Here is a 19,116-nt window from a genome sequence, read left to right on the forward strand (position 1 = left end):
TCAGTCCGCTTCGATGATCGCCACCACCTGACCCGGATCGACCGGGTCGCCGTTTTCGATGGCGTAACTCTTCAGCGTGCCGGCCACCTCGGCCGTGACTTCACTGAACTGCTTCATCACCTCGACCAGGCCGAGCACGTCACCGATCGCGACCACGTCGCCCGCCGCTTTGTAGGGCGGCGCATCGGGTGCGGCCTGGCGATAGAAGGTGCCTGGCAACGGGCTCAGGACTTCGTGGGAAACGGACATCGGTAACTCCTGGGGGAAACTGAAACTCGGCTGGGAACTGCGCTCGATGCTCAGGTCAAAGCCAGCTCGGCAATGCCTGCAACGCGGATATTTTTTTCGGCCAGCAAGCTTCGCGTGGCGCGCACCAAGGCGAGCGCGCCGGGCGTGTCGCTGTGAATGCAGACCGAATCGAAGTCGATTGCAAGATCCTGACCATCGACCGTACGCACCATGCCTTCCTCGCAGGCGCGGACCACCTTGCGGGCCACCGTGTCGGGGTCGAGCGCGCCGACGCGGCGGGTGAAAACGATGGAGCCGCTCATGTCGTATTCGCGGTCGGCATAGAACTCGCGCACCACCGGCTGACCGAGTTCGCGTGCCACCCGATAGGTGACCGATGCCTCCATGCAAAAGAGATACAGCTTGGGTTCGATGATCTGCAGGGCCGTGACCAGTGCGACCGACAGCGCCTCGTCGCGCGCCGCATGCATGTAGAGCGCGCCGTGCGGCTTGATGTGCTGCAAGTTCATGCCCGCGAGTCGCGCGAACTCGCGCAGCGCCCCGAGCTGGTAGACCATGTCGTTGACCAGCTCGTCGGCCGGCGCGTTGATGTGGCGCCGCCCGAACCCGACCAGATCGCGAAAGCCCGGATGGGCACCGATACCGACACCATTGTCCCGGGCCAGCAGCACCATCTTGCGCATGATGTTCGGGTCGCCCGCATGGAAGCCGGTGGCAATGTTGGCCGAGCTCACCAGCGGCATCAGCTGCTCGTCGACGCCGTCACCGATGGTCCATGGGCCGAATCCTTCACCCATGTCGGAGTTCAGATCGATGAGCTTTTTCACTTGCGTTCGCCTTCGGTTCGGTGAGCACTCTGCCGGATGGGCGCAGTGCGGAACGGAGATTAGCCAGCGCACATCGGAACGGAAAGCATTGTTTTCAAACGGTGCGATATCTAAAAAACAGATGCGGGTGCGGCAGGTATTCGAGGCTACGCTCGGAAACGAGCGGTTGCGGGCTATCTGAATTTCGCGCTCGGAGCGGCCGTTGCCGCTTGTTCGCTGCCCAGGCTCCCCCTTGCAAGGTCAAGCATGTCTCTCACTCTTCGCCAGCTCAGGTATTTTTCGGCCGTTGCCGAGGTCGGCCGCATCTCCCATGCGGCGCTTCAACTCAACATCTCGCAGTCGGCCGTGACCACTGCGATCCGCGAGCTGGAAGAACTGGTCGGCCAGCAGCTCTTCGAGCGCCATCCGCATGGCGTCGAACTCACGAAAGCAGGCCGGCGTTTTCTGGGTCACGCCTATGCTGTGCTGGCTGCAGCAGACGAAGCCGAGCGCATGCCGCACGACGGCGCACAGGTCGAAGGTTCGCTCACGGTCGCGGCCAGCTACACGGTGTTGGGCTATTTCTTGCCGCACCACCTGCAGCGCTTTGCGCAGCTGCATCCACAGGTCAACGTCAAGGTGCACGAGGTCGCGCGCGAAGCCATCGAAGAAGGCCTCATCACACAGCGCTACGACATGGGCGTGCTGCTCACGTCGAACGTCGTGCTGAGCGAGCTGTCGCTGGAAACCTTCTTCGGATCGCAACGCCGGCTATGGGTGCCGGCCAAGCACCCGCTGCTCGACAAGGCCGAGGTCGCGCTCGCTGATCTGGTCGCCGAGCCGTACATCATGCTCACCGTCGACGAGGCTGCCGCCACCACGCTCAAGTACTGGAGCAAGACGCCGCACCAGCCGGCCGTGCGCATGCGCACGAGTTCGGTCGAGGCCGTCCGCAGCACCGTCGCCAACGGCCTGGGCGTGACCATCCTGTCGGACATGGTGTATCGGCCCTGGTCGCTCGAAGGCAAGCGCATCGAGACCATCAACCTGCGCGACCCCGTGCCGACGATGAACATCGGGCTGGGGTGGAAGCAGGGGACCGAGTTCACTCCCACGATGACGGCTTTCAGGGACTACTTCAGGCAGCTGTTTCAGGACCCGACTTCGGTGCGGGCAGGGCGAGGGCGGCTTTAAGAGTTCCTGAGGAATTCGTCCAGCTGCGCGAATGTCTCTGGCATGGCCTCGTCCATTCCCTCCATCGCCGTGTCGAGCGCTTGCTTCGACGGGTAGAGCTCGCTCATCACGAGCAATATCTTTCCGTTTTTCTCCTCGAAGGTCACCGTCGTGACGGCGCCGTCGGCACTCTCTTCGTTGGTCCAGACGAGGCGAGCATTCGGGATCACTTCGAGGTACTTGCCGTAGAACGCCATGGGCGTCGCGGCAGCCGTGCCGGCGCGTCGAAGCTTCGCGTGATGACCAGCTCGCGATCGGACTTGCGCTCCGAGGTCGTGCGGTTCTGGTTCGTTGTGGGGCCGGGCTCACTCTCTTTTCTTGCGACCATTGCGTTTCTCCTTTCGTTGAAGTTCCTTGATGACGGTGTCGAATGATGGTGGCAATTCTGGATTGCCGCTGACACGATGGTGCGGTAGCCTGCCGGCTCCAATAAAGCCCAGGAGTTATCCGATGCCCCGTCGTTTCGTTCTTGCCGTCGCCACTGTCGGCGCCGCCATTTCAGCCGCCGCCCTGATCGTTGGTTGCGGGGCCATGGGCTCGTCGAGCGGCAACCCGATGAGCTTCTTCATCACCAGCGCCAACCCGGGCAAAGGCGGCGATGTCGGCGGCCTTGCCGGAGCCGACCGCTTCTGCCAGTCGCTGGCTGCGAGCGCCGGAGCGGGCAACAAGACCTGGCACGCCTACCTGAGCACCGCCGCCATGAATGGGCAGCCCGCTGTTAACGCGCGCGACCGGATCGGCGCCGGTCCGTGGACCAACGCCAAGGGTGTCGTCGTCGCCACCAGCGTGGCCGACCTGCACAGCGCCAACGCCAAGGTCGGCAAGGACACCTCATTGACCGAGAAGGGCGAGGTCGTCTCCGGCTTCGGCGATCCGGTCAACCACCACGACATCCTTACCGGCTCGCGTCCCGACGGCACTTTGGCCGTGCCCGATCCCGGCAAGGACACCACATGCGGCAACTGGACCAGGAGTGACGGCGGCTCGGCCATCGTGGGTCACCACGACCACAAGGGCACCAACCCCGATCCGGTCGCCAACGCTTCATGGAACTCCTCGCACGGCACACGGGGCTGCAGCGTCGACCAGCTCAAAGCGAGCGGAAGCGCGGGGCTTATGTACTGCTTTGCGACGAACTGATCCGACTTCAGTGCAGGCAGGGGCGAGGGCGGCTTTGAAGTTGGCCGTTGATTGATTGGTGAGGACTGCGCGGCAGCTTGAGCAGCAAAGTTCAGTCGGTGCTCAAGCTGCCAGAACAAAGCGCTCGATCGTTGCAAGCTCGGCGGCCAGCTTCGCTCGTGCCTGCATGGCGTTGTAGTTGGCTTGCAGGTTCACAAAGAATGCATCGGACATGCCGAAGAACGCCGAAAGGCGAAGCGCCGTATCGGCAGTAATTTCGCGTCCGTCCTTCACGATCGCAGCGATGCGCGTTTGCGGCACGTGGATGGCCTTGGCCAGCCGGTAAGGCGTGATGCCCATAGGGTCCAGGAACTCGGCTTTCAGGATGTCACCGGGCGTTGGAAGAGGAATCAGTTTGTCGGTCATAACGCACTCCATTGCTGTAGCAAAAAAAGGCTCAGTGATAGTCCACGATTTCAACGTCTTGCGGACCAGCGACGGTCCACACGAAACAAACGCGCCATTGATCATTGATGCGAATCGAGTGCTGCCCGGCGCGTTTTCCTTTGAGTAATTCGAGTCTGTTTTGCGGCGGAATGCGCAAGTCGGAAAGAACCATGGCAGCGTCGAGCATCATCAATTTGCGCAGGGCAACCGTCTCGATATTCACCCAGCGGTTTACGCGATTCCGCTGGTAAAGGGCTTCTGTCGAGGCGCCTTTAAAGGATTGGATTGCCATGAATCGGCATAGTAACGCGACGCGTTAGTATCGTCAAGCGTTGCCATCGGCGTCGACATCTGGAGGCATCCATGTCGGACATGGTCTGCCGCCCCGGGCGCTCAAAGGCAAGCGCATCGAGGCCATCAATGTGAGCGATTCGGTGCCGACGATGAACGGGCGCAAGGGAAACCCCTCCTGCTTGCCGCCTTTTCCAATTCATGGCAAAAGCTTGGGCTCTATGTGACTCAAATAAGGTGAACCAACCGTGTGTGATCTGAACGACCAGGAAGAGCTTAAAAAGTACACCCGCCGCGACTTCGGCACGTGGGCCGCATCCGCTGGCATGCTGACCGCGTTGCCCGCCGTGGCCAACGCCGCGGCCGTGACCGAGCGCGAGGTGACTATCACCACCGCAGACGGTACATGCGACGCGTACTTCGTTGCACCCACATCAGGCAACGCACCCGGCGTGCTGGTGTGGCCCGACATCTTTGGTCTTCGCCCAGCCTTCAGGCAGATGGGTCGGCGGCTGGCCGAATCAGGCTATAGCGTGTTGGTGGTGAACCCCTTCTACCGGCAGATGAAAGCGCCAACCGCGGCGCAGGGCGGCCAGACACCGATTGCCCAGGTGATGCCGCTGATGCAGGCCCTGACGCCCGCGATGCATCTGAGCGACGGCAAGGCTTTCGTGAACTGGCTCGATGCGCAACCCCAAGTAGACAAGGCGCGCAAGCTGGGCACCACCGGCTACTGCATGGGTGGACCGATTGCGGTGCGCACAGCCAGCGTGGCGCCCGGCCGCGTGGGCGCGGTCGGAACCTTCCACGGCGCCGCCATGGTGACCGCAGCACCCAACAGCCCGCACCGTCTGGTCGCCCAGACGCAGGCTCAGTACCTGATCGCAGTAGCTCAGAACGACGACGCCAAAGATCCCGAAGCCAAGGCCGCCTTGCGCGCCGCTTTCGACATCGCCAAGCTGCAGGCCGAGGTGGAGGTGTACCCCGCGGCCCACGGCTGGTGCCCGCCCGACACACAGGTCTACGATGCTGCCCAATCCGAGCGCGCCTGGGCGCGCCTGCTGGCGACGTTCGGCAAGGCGCTGGCCTGATGCGGTAGCCGGGTGACGAGCTCAGGAGGGCTCGTCCCGCGGACCATTAAGCGGGGCACCGGTACTTGCCCTGACTTGGTCTTCACGACGTGCGTTCGCCGAGCCGGTAGTGTTGCGGGAATGCTGACTCGCCCCGGGCAAGTGTCCAAGCTTCCGGCTGCACCGCGTCAGACGACACCTTGTCCGACAAGGAGAAGACATGAACATTCTGATGTTCTTGAGCTCGCACGACAAGCTGGGTGACGCCGGCCGCAAGACCGGTTTCTGGCTCGAGGAGTTCGCTGCGCCGTACTGCGTTTTCACCGACGCTGGCGCGCAGGTCACGCTGGTCTCGCCCAAGGGTGGGCCGCCGCCGCTGGACCCGAAGAGAGACGAGCCCGACGCGCAGACCGACGCGACGCGGCGCTTCAAGGCCGACGATGCGGCTCAGTCTGCGCTGGGGCACACCGGCAAGCACGCTGATGTCTCGGGGGGACGGCTTCGATGCTGTCTTCTACCCGGGTGGTCATGGCCCCTTGTGGGACCTGGCGGAGGACAGGAACTCGATCCGCCTGATCGAGGCGACGATCGCCGCGGGCAAGCCGATGGCCGCCGTCTGCCACGCGCCGGCAGTGCTGCGTCATGTCCGTGGGGCGGATGGCGCGCCTCTGGTCAAAGGCCGCAAGGTCACCGGCTGCACTACTAGCGAAGAGGCGGCCGTGCAGTTGAGCGCCACCAAAATTCCAGGCCGCGATCGCCGGCTTCAAGCCGGGTGACCCGATGGACAAGGAGACCACGCTGGCACCGCTGTCATCGTCGCAGGCGCTGAAGACGCTGCTCGGCCACGTCGAAGAAGCGGTCGGCCCAGGAGTTCTTCGGTCCGGTGGCGCTGTTCTTCCGTGTCCCCGACGAAGATGCCGCGGTCGAGCTGGCTAACGACTCGCCCTTCGGGCTGGGCGGTTCGGTTTTCACGAGCGACATCAACAAGAAGCTGATTCCGCGTCGCACTGCGCCGACGTAGGGCAAGACGCGCTGCAAGCGGCAGAATTTCCTTGTTTCAGGCTTGTCACGGAACCGCGACAGGAACCGCGACGGGAGACGCCCGGGACGGCCTCGCGTCAGACCCAACCTTGGCGCCACAGGGTGGCGTCAGTCAGTTCGCGCCATTGCAGCAGATACACCTGCTTGGAATGCACGGCCTCCAGTTCGACCTGCTCGACGCGTATCGACGGCGGCTCGGGCTCGATGACCCGCAGCACCACGAAATGCTTCTCGCGATAACGCGGCGTCACCGCCGTCCACTTTGTCAGCAAAAGCTTTTTTGGGCTGAGCGGGTTCTTTCGCGTGCGGTGTTGGGGCGCTGGCGCTACCGCCCCGGGTTCAGGAATCGATCTCATAGTTGGTGATGGTGCGCCACGGTCAGTCCTGCGGCAGCGCCAGTTCGATCTGTTCATCAGCGGCCCTTCGATCGGCCTGCAGTTCCGAACCCTTCGCCGCCAGCAAAGACTGCATGCACCTCAATTCAATCGGCATATCCTGGGTTGACCCGGTCCAGGACCCGCATCATCGCCGCGAAATAAAGCTGCTCGCGCTCCGAGCGTGAGTGGCTGTCCTTCGGATTGGGGGTGTCGACCCGTTTCACCAACTCCTCGGACAGCAGTGCCAGGGGTCGGCCGGTCGACAGGGCCAACACCTGCGCCTTGCAGACCTTCTCGAGCTTGTAGAGACGTCGATAGGCCTGGGCGACCGTCTCTCCAATGACCAGCACGCCGTGATTTTTCATGAAGAGGATCTGCTTGTCGCCCAGGATCGCAGCGAGGCGCTCGCCCTCACTCAACTCCGCCGCCAAGCCCGTGTAGCCGTCGTCGTAGGCCACGTTGCGGGCGAAGAACGCCGCAGTCTGGCTACCCGGCAACAACCGGTTGTCCTCAAGCATGTTCAACGCCAAGGCCCAAGTCTGGTGCGTGTGCAAGACGACCTTGGCGCCGGTGATTCGGTGCAAGGGTGCGTGGATACAGAACGCGCTCAACTCCAGGTCGCCCTCGCCGTCGAGCACGTTGCCGGTCTCGTCGAACACGATCAGGTCGCTCGCCCGGGCCTCGGACCAGTGCCTGCCGAAGGGCAGCACCATGAACCGATCGTCCCGTCCGGGTACGGTCATCGTGAAATGGTTGTCGATCCCCTCTTCCAGCTCGTCGTAGACCGCCAGGCGGTTTGCCGCGGCCAAGTGAACGCGCGCGCGCCAGGTTTCGTCCGAAGCGTCCAGGTGAGGTGAATCGAGCGTGCGAATCGATACGAGTCGGGACATTGCAAATCTCTCCGGTGAATGGGTTGGATACCCACTGTAGCGACTGGAGAGAAGTCGCGTAGCAAGTCAATCGATGCGGGCGCTGTGCATTTTTCAGATGGGACCGATCGGGTCGTTGAACGTGATGAACTCTTTCAAGCACCCGATCAACACACGAAGCGCGGGTTCGATGTCGGCCTCTTCGACACACGCGTAGCCGAGCAACAGGCCACGCCGTCCGCCGCCGCGCAGGTAGTAGCGCGACAGCGGTCGGGTCAACACGCCGCGTGCTCGCGCTGCGTCGGCGATGGCGACGTCGTCGCATTCGTCGGGCAGGCGCAGCACCAGGTGCAGGCCGGCATTGCTCGATTGCGCATCGAGGAAATCGGTGCCAAGGTGCTGCACGATCAGCGCTACGAGCAACGCACGCCGCCGTGCGTAGAGCACGCGCATCCGACGAATGTGTGCGGCGTAGTGGCCTTGCTCGATCAGCTCGGCGAGGGCCGCCTGCGTGATGGCATGGCCTTCTCGATACAGATCGGCGTGCGCGGTGCGAAACGGCGCGGCCAGCGCGCGTGGCAAAACCATGTAGCCGACGCGCAAGCCGGGGAACAGCGTCTTGCTGAAGGTGCCGATGTAGATCACCGGCGCATCGGCTTCCAGGCCTTGCATCGACGGGATCGGGCGGCCGGCAAAACGGAACTCGCTGTCGTAGTCGTCCTCGACGACCCAGCCCTCCGATGCGCGTGCGATGTCGAGCAACTCGCGTCGCCGCGCCAGGCTCATGACCGAGCCGAGCGGGTACTGATGCGACGGTGTGGTGAAGATCAGCCGTGGCGGCGTGCGTCCGCGCGGCAAGCCGCCATCGACGGAATCGACGGCCTCGACACGCATCGGCCGCACCACCGTCGAGCCCATCTGCAGCACCTTGTGAAAGCCCCAGTAGCCAGGCTCTTCGACCCACACGGTATCGCGCGGATCGACCAGCATGCGCAGCGTGAGATCGACCGCCTGGTGCACGCCTTCGGTCACCAGGATCTGGTCGGGCTCGCAGCGCACCGAACGTGCCACGCGCAGATGCTCCGCGATGGCGGCGCGCAGGGCAGGGTGGCCGCCGCCGTGCGAATAGGTCAGCAGCGCGGGCGCGGGATTGCGCCACAGCCGCGTGAGGATGCGACTGAACTGGCGATGCGGAAACTGCGTGACGTCCGGCACGCCGGGCATGAAGGCGCCCCATTGCAGCGGCGCGGCCGAGGCATTGGCGAGCAACGCCTGTGCGCGGCGAGACAGGCGCACGTCCCCGTTTGCGACGTCGACTTCGGCCGCAGTGCGACCGACCGAGAGAAAGCTTTCCGGCGTGGTCGCAGCGACGAAGGTGCCGCTGCCGACGCGCGAGTGCACATAGCCTTCGGCACTCAGTTGTTCGTAGGCATGGAGCACCGTGTTGCGCGACACGCCGATCTCACGGGCCAGGTCGCGCGAGGCCGGCAACGGCGATGAAGGCGGCAGGCTGGCGTCGAGGATGGCGCCGCGCAGGCAGTCGTAGAGCTGGCGGTTGAGTGCGGTGCCTGCTTCCCGTGGAGCACCGTTCTCAGGCGACATCCGCTGCAAAACGAGGTCCGCGCAAATCGATTTCATGGCCGATTGTGATTGGCTCCATCCGATCGCGCAAAGCGGATCTTTTGTCTGGGGCCAATCCGGCGTCCAATCGGCGCAGGACTTCTGACTTCCTTTTGCCTTCGATCGACTTCACAGGAATTGCCATGACTAACAGCGAACTGCAAACCCGCCGCCTTGCCGCCACACCCCGCGGCGTGGGCGTGATGTGCGACTTCTATGCTCAGCGCGCCGAGAACGCGAGCCTGTGGGACGTCGAAGGCCGCGAGTACATCGACTTTGCCGCGGGCATCGCGGTGGTCAACACCGGGCACCGCCACCCGCGCGTGGTGGCAGCCATCGCCGCGCAGCTGGAGTGCTTCACGCACACGGCCTATCAGATCGTTCCGTACGAGAGCGTGGTCACGCTGGCCGAGCGCATCAACGCGCTGGTGCCGATCAGCGGGCCGACCAAGACGGCCTTCTTCACCACCGGCGCCGAGGCAGTCGAGAACGCCATCAAGATCGCACGTGCGCACACGGGGCGCTCGGGCGTCATCGCTTTCGGCGGCGGCTTTCATGGCCGCACGATGATGACGCTCGCGCTCACCGGCAAGGTCGCGCCGTACAAGGTCGGCTTCGGTCCGTTCCCGGCCGAGGTGTTCCACGTGCCGTACCCCGAGGCACTGCAGGGCGTGACGGCGGCCGATTCGCTGGCCGCGATTGCACGCCTCTTCAAGACCGACATCGAGCCCCAGCGCGTCGCCGCGATCGTCCTCGAGCCGGTGCAGGGCGAAGGCGGCTTCAACGTCGCGCCGACCGAGCTGATGCAGGGCCTGCGCGCGCTGTGCGACCAGCACGGCATCGTGCTCATCGCCGACGAAGTGCAGAGCGGTTTCGGCCGCACCGGCAAGCTCTTTGCCATGGAACACCACGGCGTCGAGCCCGACCTCATCACGATGGCCAAGAGCCTCGCGGGCGGCATGCCGCTGTCGGCCGTGTCGGGGCGCGCGGCCATCATGGATGCGCCGGCGCCGGGCGGCCTGGGCGGCACCTACGCCGGCAATCCACTGGCCGTTGCAGCGGCGCTCGCGGTGCTCGACGTGATCGAAGAAGAGAAACTTTGCGCACGCTCGGTGCGGCTTGGCAAAAAGCTAACGATGCGTTTGCTGGCCGCCAAGGAATCGAATGCCGGCATCGCCGAAGTTCGCGCGCAGGGCTCGATGGTCGCGGTGGAGTTGCGCGACGCGGCCGGTGCGCCCGATGCCGATGCCGTCCGCCGCGTGCAACAACGCGCCATGGCGCAGGGCCTGTTGCTGCTCAGCTGCGGCATGTACGGCAACGTGATCCGCTTTCTCTACCCGTTGACCATCCCCGATGCGCTGTTCGACCGCGCGCTGGACATCATCGACGACGCGCTGAACGCCCGGCCCAGTCAGGTGACCCGGACTACATCCCCACGTAGTTCGGTCCGCCGCCGCCTTCGGGCGTGACCCACACGATGTTTTGCGTCGGGTCCTTGATGTCGCAGGTCTTGCAGTGCACGCAGTTCTGCGCGTTGATCTGCAACCGCTCCTTGCCGGCGTTCGCCTCGTCGGCCACGTACTCGTAGACGCCGGCCGGGCAATAGCGCTGCTCCGGGCCCGCGTACTCGGGCAGGTTGATGCGGGTCGGCACAGTCGGGTCTTTCAGCGTCAGGTGCGCGGGCTGATTTTCCTCATGGTTCGTGTTGCTCACGAACACCGACGAGAGCCGGTCGAAGGTCAGCTTGCCGTCCGGCCGCGGATAAACGATTTTCTTTGAAGAGGCCGCCTTCTTCAGCCGTACGTGGTCGGCCTCTTTGCGGTGGATGGTCCATGGGATCTTGCCGCGCAGCACCAGCTGCTCGATGCCGGTCATCACCGTGCCGACAGCCAGACCCTTCTTGAACCACTGCTTGAAGTTGCGTGCCTTGTTGAGTTCGGTGTGCAGCCAGCTCCGCTCGAAAGCTGCCGGGTAGGCGACGAGCTCGTCGTGCTGCCGCCCGGCCTGCACCGCCTCGAATGCCGCTTCGGCCGCCAGCATGCCGGTCTTGAGCGCGGCATGGCTGCCCTTGATGCGGCTCGCGTTCAGGTAGCCGGCTTCGCAGCCGACCAGCACGCCACCGGGAAACACCGTCTTGGGCAGCGAGAGCAGACCACCGGCGGTGATGGCACGGGCGCCGTAGCTCAGGCGCTTGGGGGCCTTCAAGCCTTTGTCTTGTCCTTCGAAGTACCAGCGGATCTTCGGGTGCGTCTTGAAGCGCTGGAACTCCTCGAACGGGCTCATGTACGGGTTCTGGTAGTCGAGCCCGACCACGTAGCCGACGATCAGCTGGTTGTTCTCCGCGTGGTAGACGAAAGAGCCGCCGTAGGTGTCGTTCGGCAGCGGCCAGCCGGCCGTGTGGATGGCCAGGCCGGGCTGGTGGCGTGCCGGGTCGATCTCCCACAGCTCCTTGATGCCGATGCCGTAGCTCTGCGGATCCTTGCCGTCGTCCAGCTTGTATTTGGCGATGAGCTGGCGGCCCAGGTGTCCGCGCGAGCCTTCGGCGAACACGGTGTATTTGCCGTGCAGTTCCATGCCGAGCTGGAAGCTGTCGGTCGGCTCGCCGTCCTTGCCTAGCCCCAAATTGCCGGTGGCCACGCCGCGCACCTTGCCGTCGTCGGTGTAGAGCACTTCGGCGGCCGGGAAGCCGGGGAAGATTTCGACGCCCAGGTTTTCGGCCTGTTGCGCCAGCCACTTGGTGAAGTTGCCCAGGCTGATGATGTAGTTGCCGTGGTTCTGGAAGTTGCCCGGCAGCATGAAATTGGGGGTACGCACGCCGCCTTTTTCGCTGAGCAGCAGGAAGGCGTCTTCGGTCACCGGCTGGTTCAGCGGCGCACCCATCTCGCGCCAGGTCGGAAAGAGCTCGTCCAGGCCGCGCGGGTCCATGATGGCGCCCGACAAGATGTGCGCGCCAGGCTCGGAGCCTTTTTCGAGCACGACGACCGAGATCTCTTTCTCCTGTTCGGCCGCGAGCTGCTTCAGCCGGACTGCGGTGGCCAGGCCCGCCGGGCCGCCACCGACGATCACCACGTCGTATTCCATGGCTTCACGGGGGCCGAACTGGGCGAGGATTTCGTCGTGGGTCATTGGTTGTAAGGTCTCGTCGATAATGATTTTTTGAGGCACAAGCACCGCGGGGAAACCCATTTTATGCGGCGCGTCCGGCCACCGATGTCATCCATCGGCGACTCCGCCTCGCTACCCCTGGGACAGGATTTACCTTTATGGCATACAGCATCGATCTTTCTGGCCGTGTGGCCTTCGTGACCGGCGCCTCGAGTGGTCTTGGGGCGCAATTTGCTCAAACGCTGGCACGTGCCGGCGCGGCGGTGGTGCTCGCGAGCCGGCGCGTCGACCGGTTGAAAGACCTGCGCGCCCGCATCGAGGGCGAGGGCGGTGACGCCCACGTGGTCGAGCTGGACGTGACCGACATCGGAAGTATCCAGTCGGCCGTGGCGCATGCCGAGACCGAAGTCGGTGCCATCGACATCCTGGTCAACAACTCGGGCGTGAGCACCACGCAGCGCCTGCAGGACGTGACCGAAGAAGACTACGACTTCGTCTTCGACACCAACACCAAGGGCGCATTTTTCGTCGCGCAAGAGGTCGCCAAACGCATGATCGCGCGCGCTCGCGGCGCGGCGCCGGGCACCTACATGGGCGGCCGCATCATCAATATCGCATCGATGGCGGGACTCAAGGTGTTGCCCCAGATCGGGGTGTACGCGATGAGCAAGGCGGCAGTGATCCAGATGACCAAGGCGATGGCGCTGGAGTGGGGCCGCTTCGACATCAACGTCAACGCGCTGTGCCCCGGCTATATCGCGACCGAGATCAATCGCGACCATTGGGAGACCGAGAACGGCAAGAAGCTGGTGGGCATGCTGCCGCGCAAGCGGGTCGGCAAGCCGGAATACCTCGACGGGCTCATCGTGTTGCTGGCGAGCGGGCAGAGCCACTTCGTGAACGGTGCGGTGATCGCGGCCGACGACGGCTTCGGGGTTTAAGGCATGCGGATCGAGCTCCCCGCCAAGAAAAAGCTGGTCTACGAGATGTCGATCCCCATTCGCTGGGGCGACATGGACGCAATGGGTCACCTGAACAACGGCACCTACTTTCGCTACCTTGAAACAGCGCGCATCGACTGGATGAGCTCACTCGGCGTACCGACGAATGCACCCGAAGGCGAGGGCATGGTGATCGTCAATGCCTTTTGCAACTTCTACCGTCAGCTCGAATACCCCGGCAACGTGTTGCTCAAGATGTATGTGAGCGACCCGGCACGCACCACCTTCGAGACTTGGGGGACGATGGCGCGGGCCGACGCACCCGATGTCGTGTGTGCGGAGGGTGGCGCGACCACGATCTGGATCGACTACGGCAAGCAGAAGGCCACGACCCTGCCCGACTGGCTGCGCGCGCTCGTCAGCGCCTGAGCTGGCTTTCCGGCGCTCGTGTCGTCGACATGCGCTTCGGCGCGGGCTTCAACACGATGCGCGCTTCGAAGCCCTGCGGCGCACCGAGCGGTGGCGACGCCAGTCTGAGCTGCCCCTCGTGTTTTTGCACGATGGTCGCGACGATCGACAGGCCCAGGCCATAGCCCGCCCGGTCGGCGCTGTGTCGAACATGCCGCTCCTGCAGCGACTGCAGCTGCGACGGCGTAACGCCGGGGCCACCATCGCGCACCACGAGCTCGCAGTCGTGCGTGACTTCGATCGTGACGCGGGTGCCGTTGGCGTAGTGCAAAGCGTTCTCGACCAGATTGCGCAATGCGATGGCGAGCGCATCGAAGTCGCCGAGTGTGGCGGAGGGTTCTGCCTCGGCCTCTGCCTCCGCCTCCGTCTCCGTCTCTGTGTCGTCGCCGGGCAGCTTGAGGTCGATGCGGTGCATGGCCTGAAGCCGACCGTCCGGGCCATCGTTGCGGTCGTCCCGCCAGAACTCCTCTGCGACCGTGCCGGCCAGCTTGACCAGATCGACACGATCGAGCGACCAGGCCGCGCCCGATTCGGCACGCGACAGCTGAAGCAGTTTTTCAGTGCGATGGCTGAGCGTTTTCAGGGCGGCCAGCGCGGCGGCCACATCTTCGCGCCGCAGGTCATGGTCGAGGGCGGTTTGCAGACGCAGCCGTGCGGCCGCGAGCGGTGTGCGCAACTCATGTGCTGCGTTGGCGGCAAGCGCACGTTCTACGTCGAGCGACTGCGCCAGCCGCTCCAGCAAGCGATTCACATGATCGCCAACTGACAACAGCTCCTTCGGGAGTCCAGGCAGGCTGATCGGTCGCAAGTCGGCACCGCTGCGCTGTTCGATTTCACCGGTCATTTGTTGCAGCACCTTCAGCTCGGTGCGGGCAATGCGTCCCAGCAAGACGGCCAGCAGCGGCACCAGCGCGACCAGCGGAAGCAGCATGCCAAAGAGCGTTCGGTTGAGTGCATCGCGTCGCTCGCTCTGCGGATCGGCCACCTGCAGAAACAGCGGGCGCGTCGGGTGCTTCACCGTGTAGATGCGCCACGTGTCGAGATTGACGAAGCCCGGCGACGCCGGTACGTCGAAGGTGTCCGGCGGTGTCTCGGCCGAGCGCAGCAATACCTGCTCGCTGGCATCGACCATCTGGTAGATCACGGCCGCATCCTTGAAGAGCGGCGTGGGCGCGACCAATGGCTGGCCAGGCACTTTGTCGGCGATGCGGCGATCGACCTCCGCGACCGCGATGTCGAACATGCGATGCGATACCTCGACGAGCTCGTTGTCGAAGTTGAAGTTGATCTCGCGGTCGACATACCAGACCACCGCCAGCACGCTCAGGAGCCAGATGCCGCCGACCCAGAAGATCAGCGTGCGGGCAAGGCGGCCAGCCAGTGTGTCGATTTGGATGCCGCCCACTTCACTGATCCTCGTCCGCCGCCGATGCCAATCGGTAACCGAGACCGCGCAGGGTCTGGATGTGGCCGTGCCCGAGCTTGCGGCGCAGCCGGCTGATGAAGACCTCCAGCGTGTTGCTGTCGGTGTCGTCGTCGAAGCCGTAGAGCGCGTCTTGCAGCAGCTCGCGGGTGTGAATGCGCTCGGGGCGAGTGGCCATCGCGCGCAACAACGCCCACTCTTTTTGCGTCAACGTCACAGGCTCGCCGTTCTTGCGAACGCTGTCGTGTGCCAGATCGATTTCGAGCGTGCCCAACTGCAGCACCGGTGCACCGACCGAGCTGCGCCGGCGCTCGACGGCACGCAGGCGAGCCAGCAACTCGGCCGGGTCGTAGGGCTTGACGAGGTAGTCATCGGCGCCGGCATCCAGCCCACGGATGCGGTCGGTGACCTGGTCGCGCGCCGTGAGCACGATGACGATGGGACGGTCGCGCAGGGCGCGTATTTGCGGGAAGAGCGAGAGACCGTCGCCGTCGCCCAGATGCAGGTCGAGCAATACGGCGGCGTACTGCGCCTGAAGCAGTGCGGCACGCGCTTCGGCCAGGCCGGGCGCCGCGTCGACCACGAACGACTTGGCCTGCAGGTAGCCCCGCAACGCATCGCTCAAAGCCATGTCGTCTTCGACCAGCAAAACGCGCACTCGGTATCCTTTTCTTGGGCTCTCTTCAAGACGCTCGATGGGTGACGGTCGAGTCTAGTGCGCTCTTCAGGCTTCGTTCAGGCTAAAGCCCTATGCTCTGTCCTCGGTTTTCGCGACCGACCGTGATCGTCCCGCGTTCGCTGCGCTGTTCAAACGCTGCATGAATCGACCGTCTCCCATTTCCTCTTTTCCTTCATCTCCGCTCGGCACGCCCCGTCTTGTCGGCATCACGCTCGTCTTGCTCCTGTGCGTCCTGGCCTGGGACGCGTCCGGACTCGACCTGGCGGCGGCGCAGGTCTTCGGCACGCCGGCGGGGTTTCCGTGGCGCTGGAGCAAACAGCTCTCTTTCTGGCTGCACGACGTGCCCCGCATTGGCAGCTGGTTCGTGCTGGCCGCCTGCTTCGCGTCGATTCGCTGGCCGGTCAGCGTGCTGCGGCAGCTCGACCGCGTCGAACGAACCCAGCTGGCCTTGTCTGCGCTGGCCGCAGTGCTCGCCGTGTCGTTGATGAAGTCGCACAGCAAGACCAGTTGCCCATGGGATCTGCAGGTTTTCGGCGGCATGGCGCGCTATGTTTCGCACTGGGCGATCGGGGTGGCGGACGGTGGGCCGGGTGGGTGCTTTCCGGCCGGTCATGCCTCAGCGGCCTTCGCCTGGTTCGGCGGGTACTTCGTCTTCAGGCGCGCCTCGCCGGCCGTGGCGCGCCGCTGGTTGGTCGTGGTGCTGGTGATGGGCAGCGTGTTCGGCATCGTTCAGCAGATGCGGGGCGCGCACTACTTGAGCCACACGTTGTGGACCGCATGGATTTGCTGGACGGTCACGTTCGCGATCGATGCGGCGGTGCGTTTCGCGCGGAGGCCCGCAGTGCGCATTGCCGCTAAGGAGGCGGCATGAAGCGCCATGAAGATATCAAGGGATTAAAAGAATGACGACGACTTCCAGCCCGCTCGCAACTTTCGATGCATGGGTTCGCCAACCACGGTCGGCGCGCACGTTCATTTTCTGCCTGAGCCTGTATCTGGCAGTGGCCGCCAACTGGGCGCTGTGGATCGATCTGGCCCGCATCGGCGGTGCGCCCAGCGTGTACCTGCGCACCATCGGCGCGATGGCGTTGCTGATGATCGCGGGCACTACCGCGCTGCTGTCGTTCACCGCGTGGTCGCGCTTCATGAAGCCATTGTGGTTCGCGGTCGTGGTGCTGGCTGCGGTGGTGCAGCACTACATGTTGGCCTATCACATCGTGATGGACCCGAGCATGATGGCCAATGCGACGCAGACCGATCCGCACGAGGTGCGCGACCTGCTGAGCTGGCGCATGGCGTTCAACGTTCTGCTGGTCGTCGCGCTGCCGGCCTTCTGGATCTGGCGCATGCGCATCAAGCGGATGCCACTGTGGTCGCAGGGGTGGCGCAACCTGGCGCTTGCCGCGGTGGCGCTGGCCATCGGCCTCGGCGGCGCCTTTGTCATGAACCGCGACCTCGCCCCGTTGATGCGCAACGAGGTGCATCTGCGCTACATGATCAATCCGTTGGCGCCGCTCTATTCGGCGATGCGCGTGGCGGTCAAACCGCTCTTTCAGCGCAGCGGAAAATTGATTCCGATCACGGCTGGCGCCAAGCTCGGTGCCAGCTATGCCGCCCAGGCCAAACCGCCTCTCTTCGTGGTGGTCGTCGGCGAAACGGCGCGTGCCGATCACTTCGCGCTGAACGGCTATGCGCGCAACACCAACCCGGAGCTGGCGAAGCGCGACGTCTACAGCTTTCATAACGTTTACTCGTGCGGTACCAACACGCTGGCATCGGTGCCGTGCATGTTCTCTTCACTCGGCAAGACGGCTTTCGAGGCGCGCAAGGACGAGCATGAGAACCTGCTCGACGTGCTGCAGGCGTCTGGCCTCGCGGTGTTCTGGATCGAGAACCAGTCGGGCTGCAAGGACGTGTGCAATCGCGTGCCCAATGCGTCGGCCGTGACAAGTCTTTCTGCAGCCGACAAGGCTGCGCTCTGCGACGGCGACGAGTGCCTCGACGATGCGTTGCTTAAGGGGCTCGACGAGCGGCTGGCCGCCTTGCCGCCGGAACGCCGCAGCAAAGGCGTGGTGCTCGTCATGCACCAAATGGGCAGCCACGGCCCGGCTTACTACAAGCGCTCGACCGCCGACGTGAAGCAGTTCTTGCCGGAGTGCCGGACCAACGCGCTGGCTGAATGCGGCCATACCGAACTGGTCAACGGCTACGACAACTCGATCCTGTACACCGATCGTTTTCTCGGCCGCACCATCGATTGGCTCAAAACGCAATCCAAGGACTACGACACCGCGATGCTGTACCAGAGCGATCATGGCGAATCGCTCGGCGAGTTCGGCCTGTTCCTGCATGGCTTGCCCTACAGCATCGCACCCGAAGTGCAAAAGCACATCCCCCTGGTGGCGTGGTTCGGCGATGGCATGGTCAAGCGGCAGAAGCTGTCGAGTGCTTGCCTGAAAGACGAACTCGACAAGCCCTATACGCACGACAACCTGTTCCACACCGCTCTAGGTGTAATGGACGTGCTGTCGCCGACCTACAAGCCGGCGCTCGACATGTTCGCTGCCTGTCGCGCGCCTGCGACCTGAGGCGTTATTTCTTCTCGCGTGGCAAGCGGCCCATCATGAAGAACTCGTTGTTCGGCTGCATGCCGCTGAAGCTGGCCATGCGGTTGCTCAGGCCGAAGAACGAGGTGATCGCGGCGATGTCCCAGATGTCTTCGTCGTCGAAGCCGTGGGCATGCAACGCGGCGAAGTCGGCTTCCTCGATTTCGTGCGAGCGGTCGCAGATCTTCATCGCGAAGTCGAGCATGGCGCGTTGACGCGGTGTGATGTCGGCCTTGCGGTAGTTGACTGCCACCTGGTCCGCGACCAGCGGCTTCTTTTCGTAGATGCGCAGCAAGGCGCCGTGCGCCACCACGCAGTAGAGGCACTGGTTGGCAGCGCTGGTGGTGGTGACGATCATCTCGCGGTCGCCCTTGGTGAGCGAACCTTCTTCCTTCAGCATCAACGCATCGTGGTAAGCGAAGAAGGCGCGCCACTCGGCCGGGCGACGTGCCAATGCGAGGAAGACATTGGGCACGAAGCCGGCCTTCTCCTGTACCGCGAGCACGGCGGTGCGGATGTCGTCGGGCAAGTCTTTGAGTTCGGCGAGCGGGTAGCGTGTGGTCATGACGAAGATCATAGTCAGCGCTGGCGGCGCGCGCGGCCACAATGCATCAACAACCCATTGAGACGATGAACGAACCCAGTGAAACTCCTCCAGCGGCAATGTCCACCACGACGCGCTTGCGCATCACCGCCGTTGGCATGGTCGTCGCGGCTGCGTTCACGACGTGGGTTTTTGGACCAAGGTCAGTAACGAAAGCAGCGCCGGCTG

General features: G+C 64.0%; 21 protein-coding genes and 2 pseudogenes. 10 read left to right on the forward strand and 13 right to left on the reverse strand.

Going from position 1 to position 19,116, the window contains the following annotated elements; translation table 11 throughout:
• Positions 1–249: an acetyl-CoA carboxylase gene (locus tag H7F36_RS14830; RefSeq protein WP_187051547.1), complete on the reverse strand. Its 249-nt coding sequence runs from the start codon at positions 247–249 to the stop codon at positions 1–3.
• Between the two features lie 50 nt (positions 250–299).
• Positions 300–1,046 (reverse strand): 5-oxoprolinase subunit PxpA, encoded by a 747-nt coding sequence (locus tag H7F36_RS14835; protein WP_261802663.1) that lies wholly within the window; start codon positions 1,044–1,046, stop codon positions 300–302.
• Positions 1,047–1,322: 276 nt separating this feature from the next.
• Between H7F36_RS14835 and H7F36_RS14840 the strand changes: the two genes are divergently transcribed.
• A complete protein-coding gene (locus H7F36_RS14840) occupies positions 1,323–2,249 on the forward strand; it encodes a LysR family transcriptional regulator (RefSeq protein WP_187051549.1) in 927 nt (308 codons plus the stop codon).
• Here the strand turns inward: H7F36_RS14840 and H7F36_RS22050 are convergent.
• Both H7F36_RS22050 and H7F36_RS22260 read right to left on the reverse strand, forming a co-directional pair.
• Positions 2,246–2,494 (reverse strand): annotated as a pseudogene (locus H7F36_RS22050) (SRPBCC domain-containing protein); the annotation flags it as partial. The gene H7F36_RS14840 and the pseudogene H7F36_RS22050 overlap by 4 nt on opposite strands.
• Complete coding sequence (locus tag H7F36_RS22260) at positions 2,455–2,616, reverse strand: hypothetical protein (protein ID WP_187051551.1); 162 nt, start codon at positions 2,614–2,616, stop codon at positions 2,455–2,457. The pseudogene H7F36_RS22050 and the gene H7F36_RS22260, both read right to left, overlap by 40 nt.
• A gap of 122 nt (positions 2,617–2,738) precedes the next feature.
• Here H7F36_RS22260 and H7F36_RS14855 point away from each other — a divergent pair, with 122 nt between their 5' ends.
• On the forward strand, positions 2,739–3,428 hold the full coding sequence (locus H7F36_RS14855) for a hypothetical protein (RefSeq protein ID WP_187051552.1): 690 nt from the start codon (positions 2,739–2,741) through the stop codon (positions 3,426–3,428).
• Positions 3,429–3,530: 102 nt separating this feature from the next.
• On the opposite strand, the gene H7F36_RS14860 is transcribed toward H7F36_RS14855, so the two are convergent.
• Both H7F36_RS14860 and H7F36_RS14865 read right to left on the reverse strand, forming a co-directional pair.
• Positions 3,531–3,833, reverse strand: coding sequence for a HigA family addiction module antitoxin (locus H7F36_RS14860; protein WP_187051553.1), 303 nt, complete (start codon positions 3,831–3,833; stop codon positions 3,531–3,533).
• Positions 3,834–3,864: 31 nt separating this feature from the next.
• Complete coding sequence (locus H7F36_RS14865) at positions 3,865–4,146, reverse strand: type II toxin-antitoxin system RelE/ParE family toxin (RefSeq protein WP_187051554.1); 282 nt, start codon at positions 4,144–4,146, stop codon at positions 3,865–3,867.
• Between the two features lie 247 nt (positions 4,147–4,393).
• Here H7F36_RS14865 and H7F36_RS14870 point away from each other — a divergent pair, with 247 nt between their 5' ends.
• The 3 genes and pseudogenes from H7F36_RS14870 to H7F36_RS22485 all read left to right on the forward strand — a co-directional run bounded on the left by H7F36_RS14870 (position 4,394) and on the right by H7F36_RS22485 (position 6,236).
• Positions 4,394–5,236 carry a dienelactone hydrolase family protein gene (locus H7F36_RS14870; RefSeq protein ID WP_187051555.1) on the forward strand — a complete coding sequence of 281 codons (843 nt, stop codon included), beginning with the start codon at positions 4,394–4,396 and terminating at the stop codon, positions 5,234–5,236.
• 199 nt (positions 5,237–5,435) lie between these two features.
• A pseudogene (locus H7F36_RS14875) lies at positions 5,436–5,946 on the forward strand (type 1 glutamine amidotransferase domain-containing protein); the annotation flags it as partial.
• 152 nt (positions 5,947–6,098) lie between these two features.
• Positions 6,099–6,236, forward strand: a complete 138-nt coding sequence (locus tag H7F36_RS22485; protein ID WP_410003028.1) for an aldehyde dehydrogenase family protein — start codon at positions 6,099–6,101, stop codon at positions 6,234–6,236.
• A gap of 97 nt (positions 6,237–6,333) precedes the next feature.
• On the opposite strand, the gene H7F36_RS22415 is transcribed toward H7F36_RS22485, so the two are convergent.
• The 3 genes from H7F36_RS22415 to H7F36_RS14895 all read right to left on the reverse strand — a co-directional run bounded on the left by H7F36_RS22415 (position 6,334) and on the right by H7F36_RS14895 (position 9,140).
• Complete coding sequence (locus H7F36_RS22415) at positions 6,334–6,507, reverse strand: TIGR02450 family Trp-rich protein (protein WP_315971421.1); 174 nt, start codon at positions 6,505–6,507, stop codon at positions 6,334–6,336.
• A gap of 230 nt (positions 6,508–6,737) precedes the next feature.
• Positions 6,738–7,523 (reverse strand): class II aldolase/adducin family protein, encoded by a 786-nt coding sequence (locus tag H7F36_RS14890; protein WP_187051557.1) that lies wholly within the window; start codon positions 7,521–7,523, stop codon positions 6,738–6,740.
• 93 nt (positions 7,524–7,616) lie between these two features.
• Complete coding sequence (locus tag H7F36_RS14895) at positions 7,617–9,140, reverse strand: PLP-dependent aminotransferase family protein (RefSeq protein ID WP_187051558.1); 1,524 nt, start codon at positions 9,138–9,140, stop codon at positions 7,617–7,619.
• 125 nt (positions 9,141–9,265) lie between these two features.
• On the opposite strand from H7F36_RS14895, the gene H7F36_RS14900 reads away from it, so the two are divergent.
• Positions 9,266–10,591, forward strand: a complete 1,326-nt coding sequence (locus H7F36_RS14900) for a 4-aminobutyrate--2-oxoglutarate transaminase (protein WP_187051559.1) — start codon at positions 9,266–9,268, stop codon at positions 10,589–10,591.
• Here H7F36_RS14900 and H7F36_RS14905 read toward each other — a convergent pair.
• A complete protein-coding gene (locus H7F36_RS14905; protein WP_187051560.1) occupies positions 10,548–12,248 on the reverse strand; it encodes an electron transfer flavoprotein-ubiquinone oxidoreductase in 1,701 nt (566 codons plus the stop codon). The genes H7F36_RS14900 and H7F36_RS14905 overlap by 44 nt on opposite strands.
• A gap of 137 nt (positions 12,249–12,385) precedes the next feature.
• On the opposite strand from H7F36_RS14905, the gene H7F36_RS14910 reads away from it, so the two are divergent.
• Together H7F36_RS14910 and H7F36_RS14915 are read left to right on the forward strand one after the other, a co-directional pair.
• Positions 12,386–13,168: an SDR family oxidoreductase gene (locus H7F36_RS14910; RefSeq protein WP_187051561.1), complete on the forward strand. Its 783-nt coding sequence runs from the start codon at positions 12,386–12,388 to the stop codon at positions 13,166–13,168.
• Between the two features lie 3 nt (positions 13,169–13,171).
• Entirely contained in the window at positions 13,172–13,597 is a 426-nt protein-coding gene (locus H7F36_RS14915; RefSeq protein ID WP_187051562.1) for an acyl-CoA thioesterase, read from the forward strand.
• Here the strand turns inward: H7F36_RS14915 and H7F36_RS14920 are convergent.
• Both H7F36_RS14920 and H7F36_RS14925 read right to left on the reverse strand, forming a co-directional pair.
• Positions 13,587–15,041, reverse strand: a complete 1,455-nt coding sequence (locus H7F36_RS14920; protein WP_261802304.1) for a sensor histidine kinase — start codon at positions 15,039–15,041, stop codon at positions 13,587–13,589. The two genes, H7F36_RS14915 and H7F36_RS14920, sit on opposite strands and share 11 nt — an antisense overlap.
• A 1-nt stretch (position 15,042) precedes the next feature.
• Entirely contained in the window at positions 15,043–15,717 is a 675-nt protein-coding gene (locus H7F36_RS14925; RefSeq protein WP_187051563.1) for a response regulator transcription factor, read from the reverse strand.
• Between the two features lie 160 nt (positions 15,718–15,877).
• Here H7F36_RS14925 and H7F36_RS14930 point away from each other — a divergent pair, with 160 nt between their 5' ends.
• A complete protein-coding gene (locus tag H7F36_RS14930; protein ID WP_187051564.1) occupies positions 15,878–16,609 on the forward strand; it encodes a phosphatase PAP2 family protein in 732 nt (243 codons plus the stop codon).
• A gap of 31 nt (positions 16,610–16,640) precedes the next feature.
• On the forward strand, positions 16,641–18,326 hold the full coding sequence (locus tag H7F36_RS14935) for a phosphoethanolamine transferase (RefSeq protein ID WP_187051565.1): 1,686 nt from the start codon (positions 16,641–16,643) through the stop codon (positions 18,324–18,326).
• 4 nt (positions 18,327–18,330) lie between these two features.
• Here the strand turns inward: H7F36_RS14935 and H7F36_RS14940 are convergent, their stop codons facing one another.
• The gene (locus H7F36_RS14940; RefSeq protein WP_187051566.1) at positions 18,331–18,909 is read right to left on the reverse strand and encodes a peroxidase-related enzyme; all 579 of its coding nucleotides are present in this window, start codon (positions 18,907–18,909) and stop codon (positions 18,331–18,333) included.
• Between the last annotated feature and the right edge of the window lie 207 nt (positions 18,910–19,116).

Origin of the sequence: Variovorax sp. PAMC28562 (assembly GCF_014303735.1) — a bacterium.
In the GTDB taxonomy this organism is placed as follows: Bacteria; Pseudomonadota; Gammaproteobacteria; order Burkholderiales; family Burkholderiaceae_C; genus Variovorax.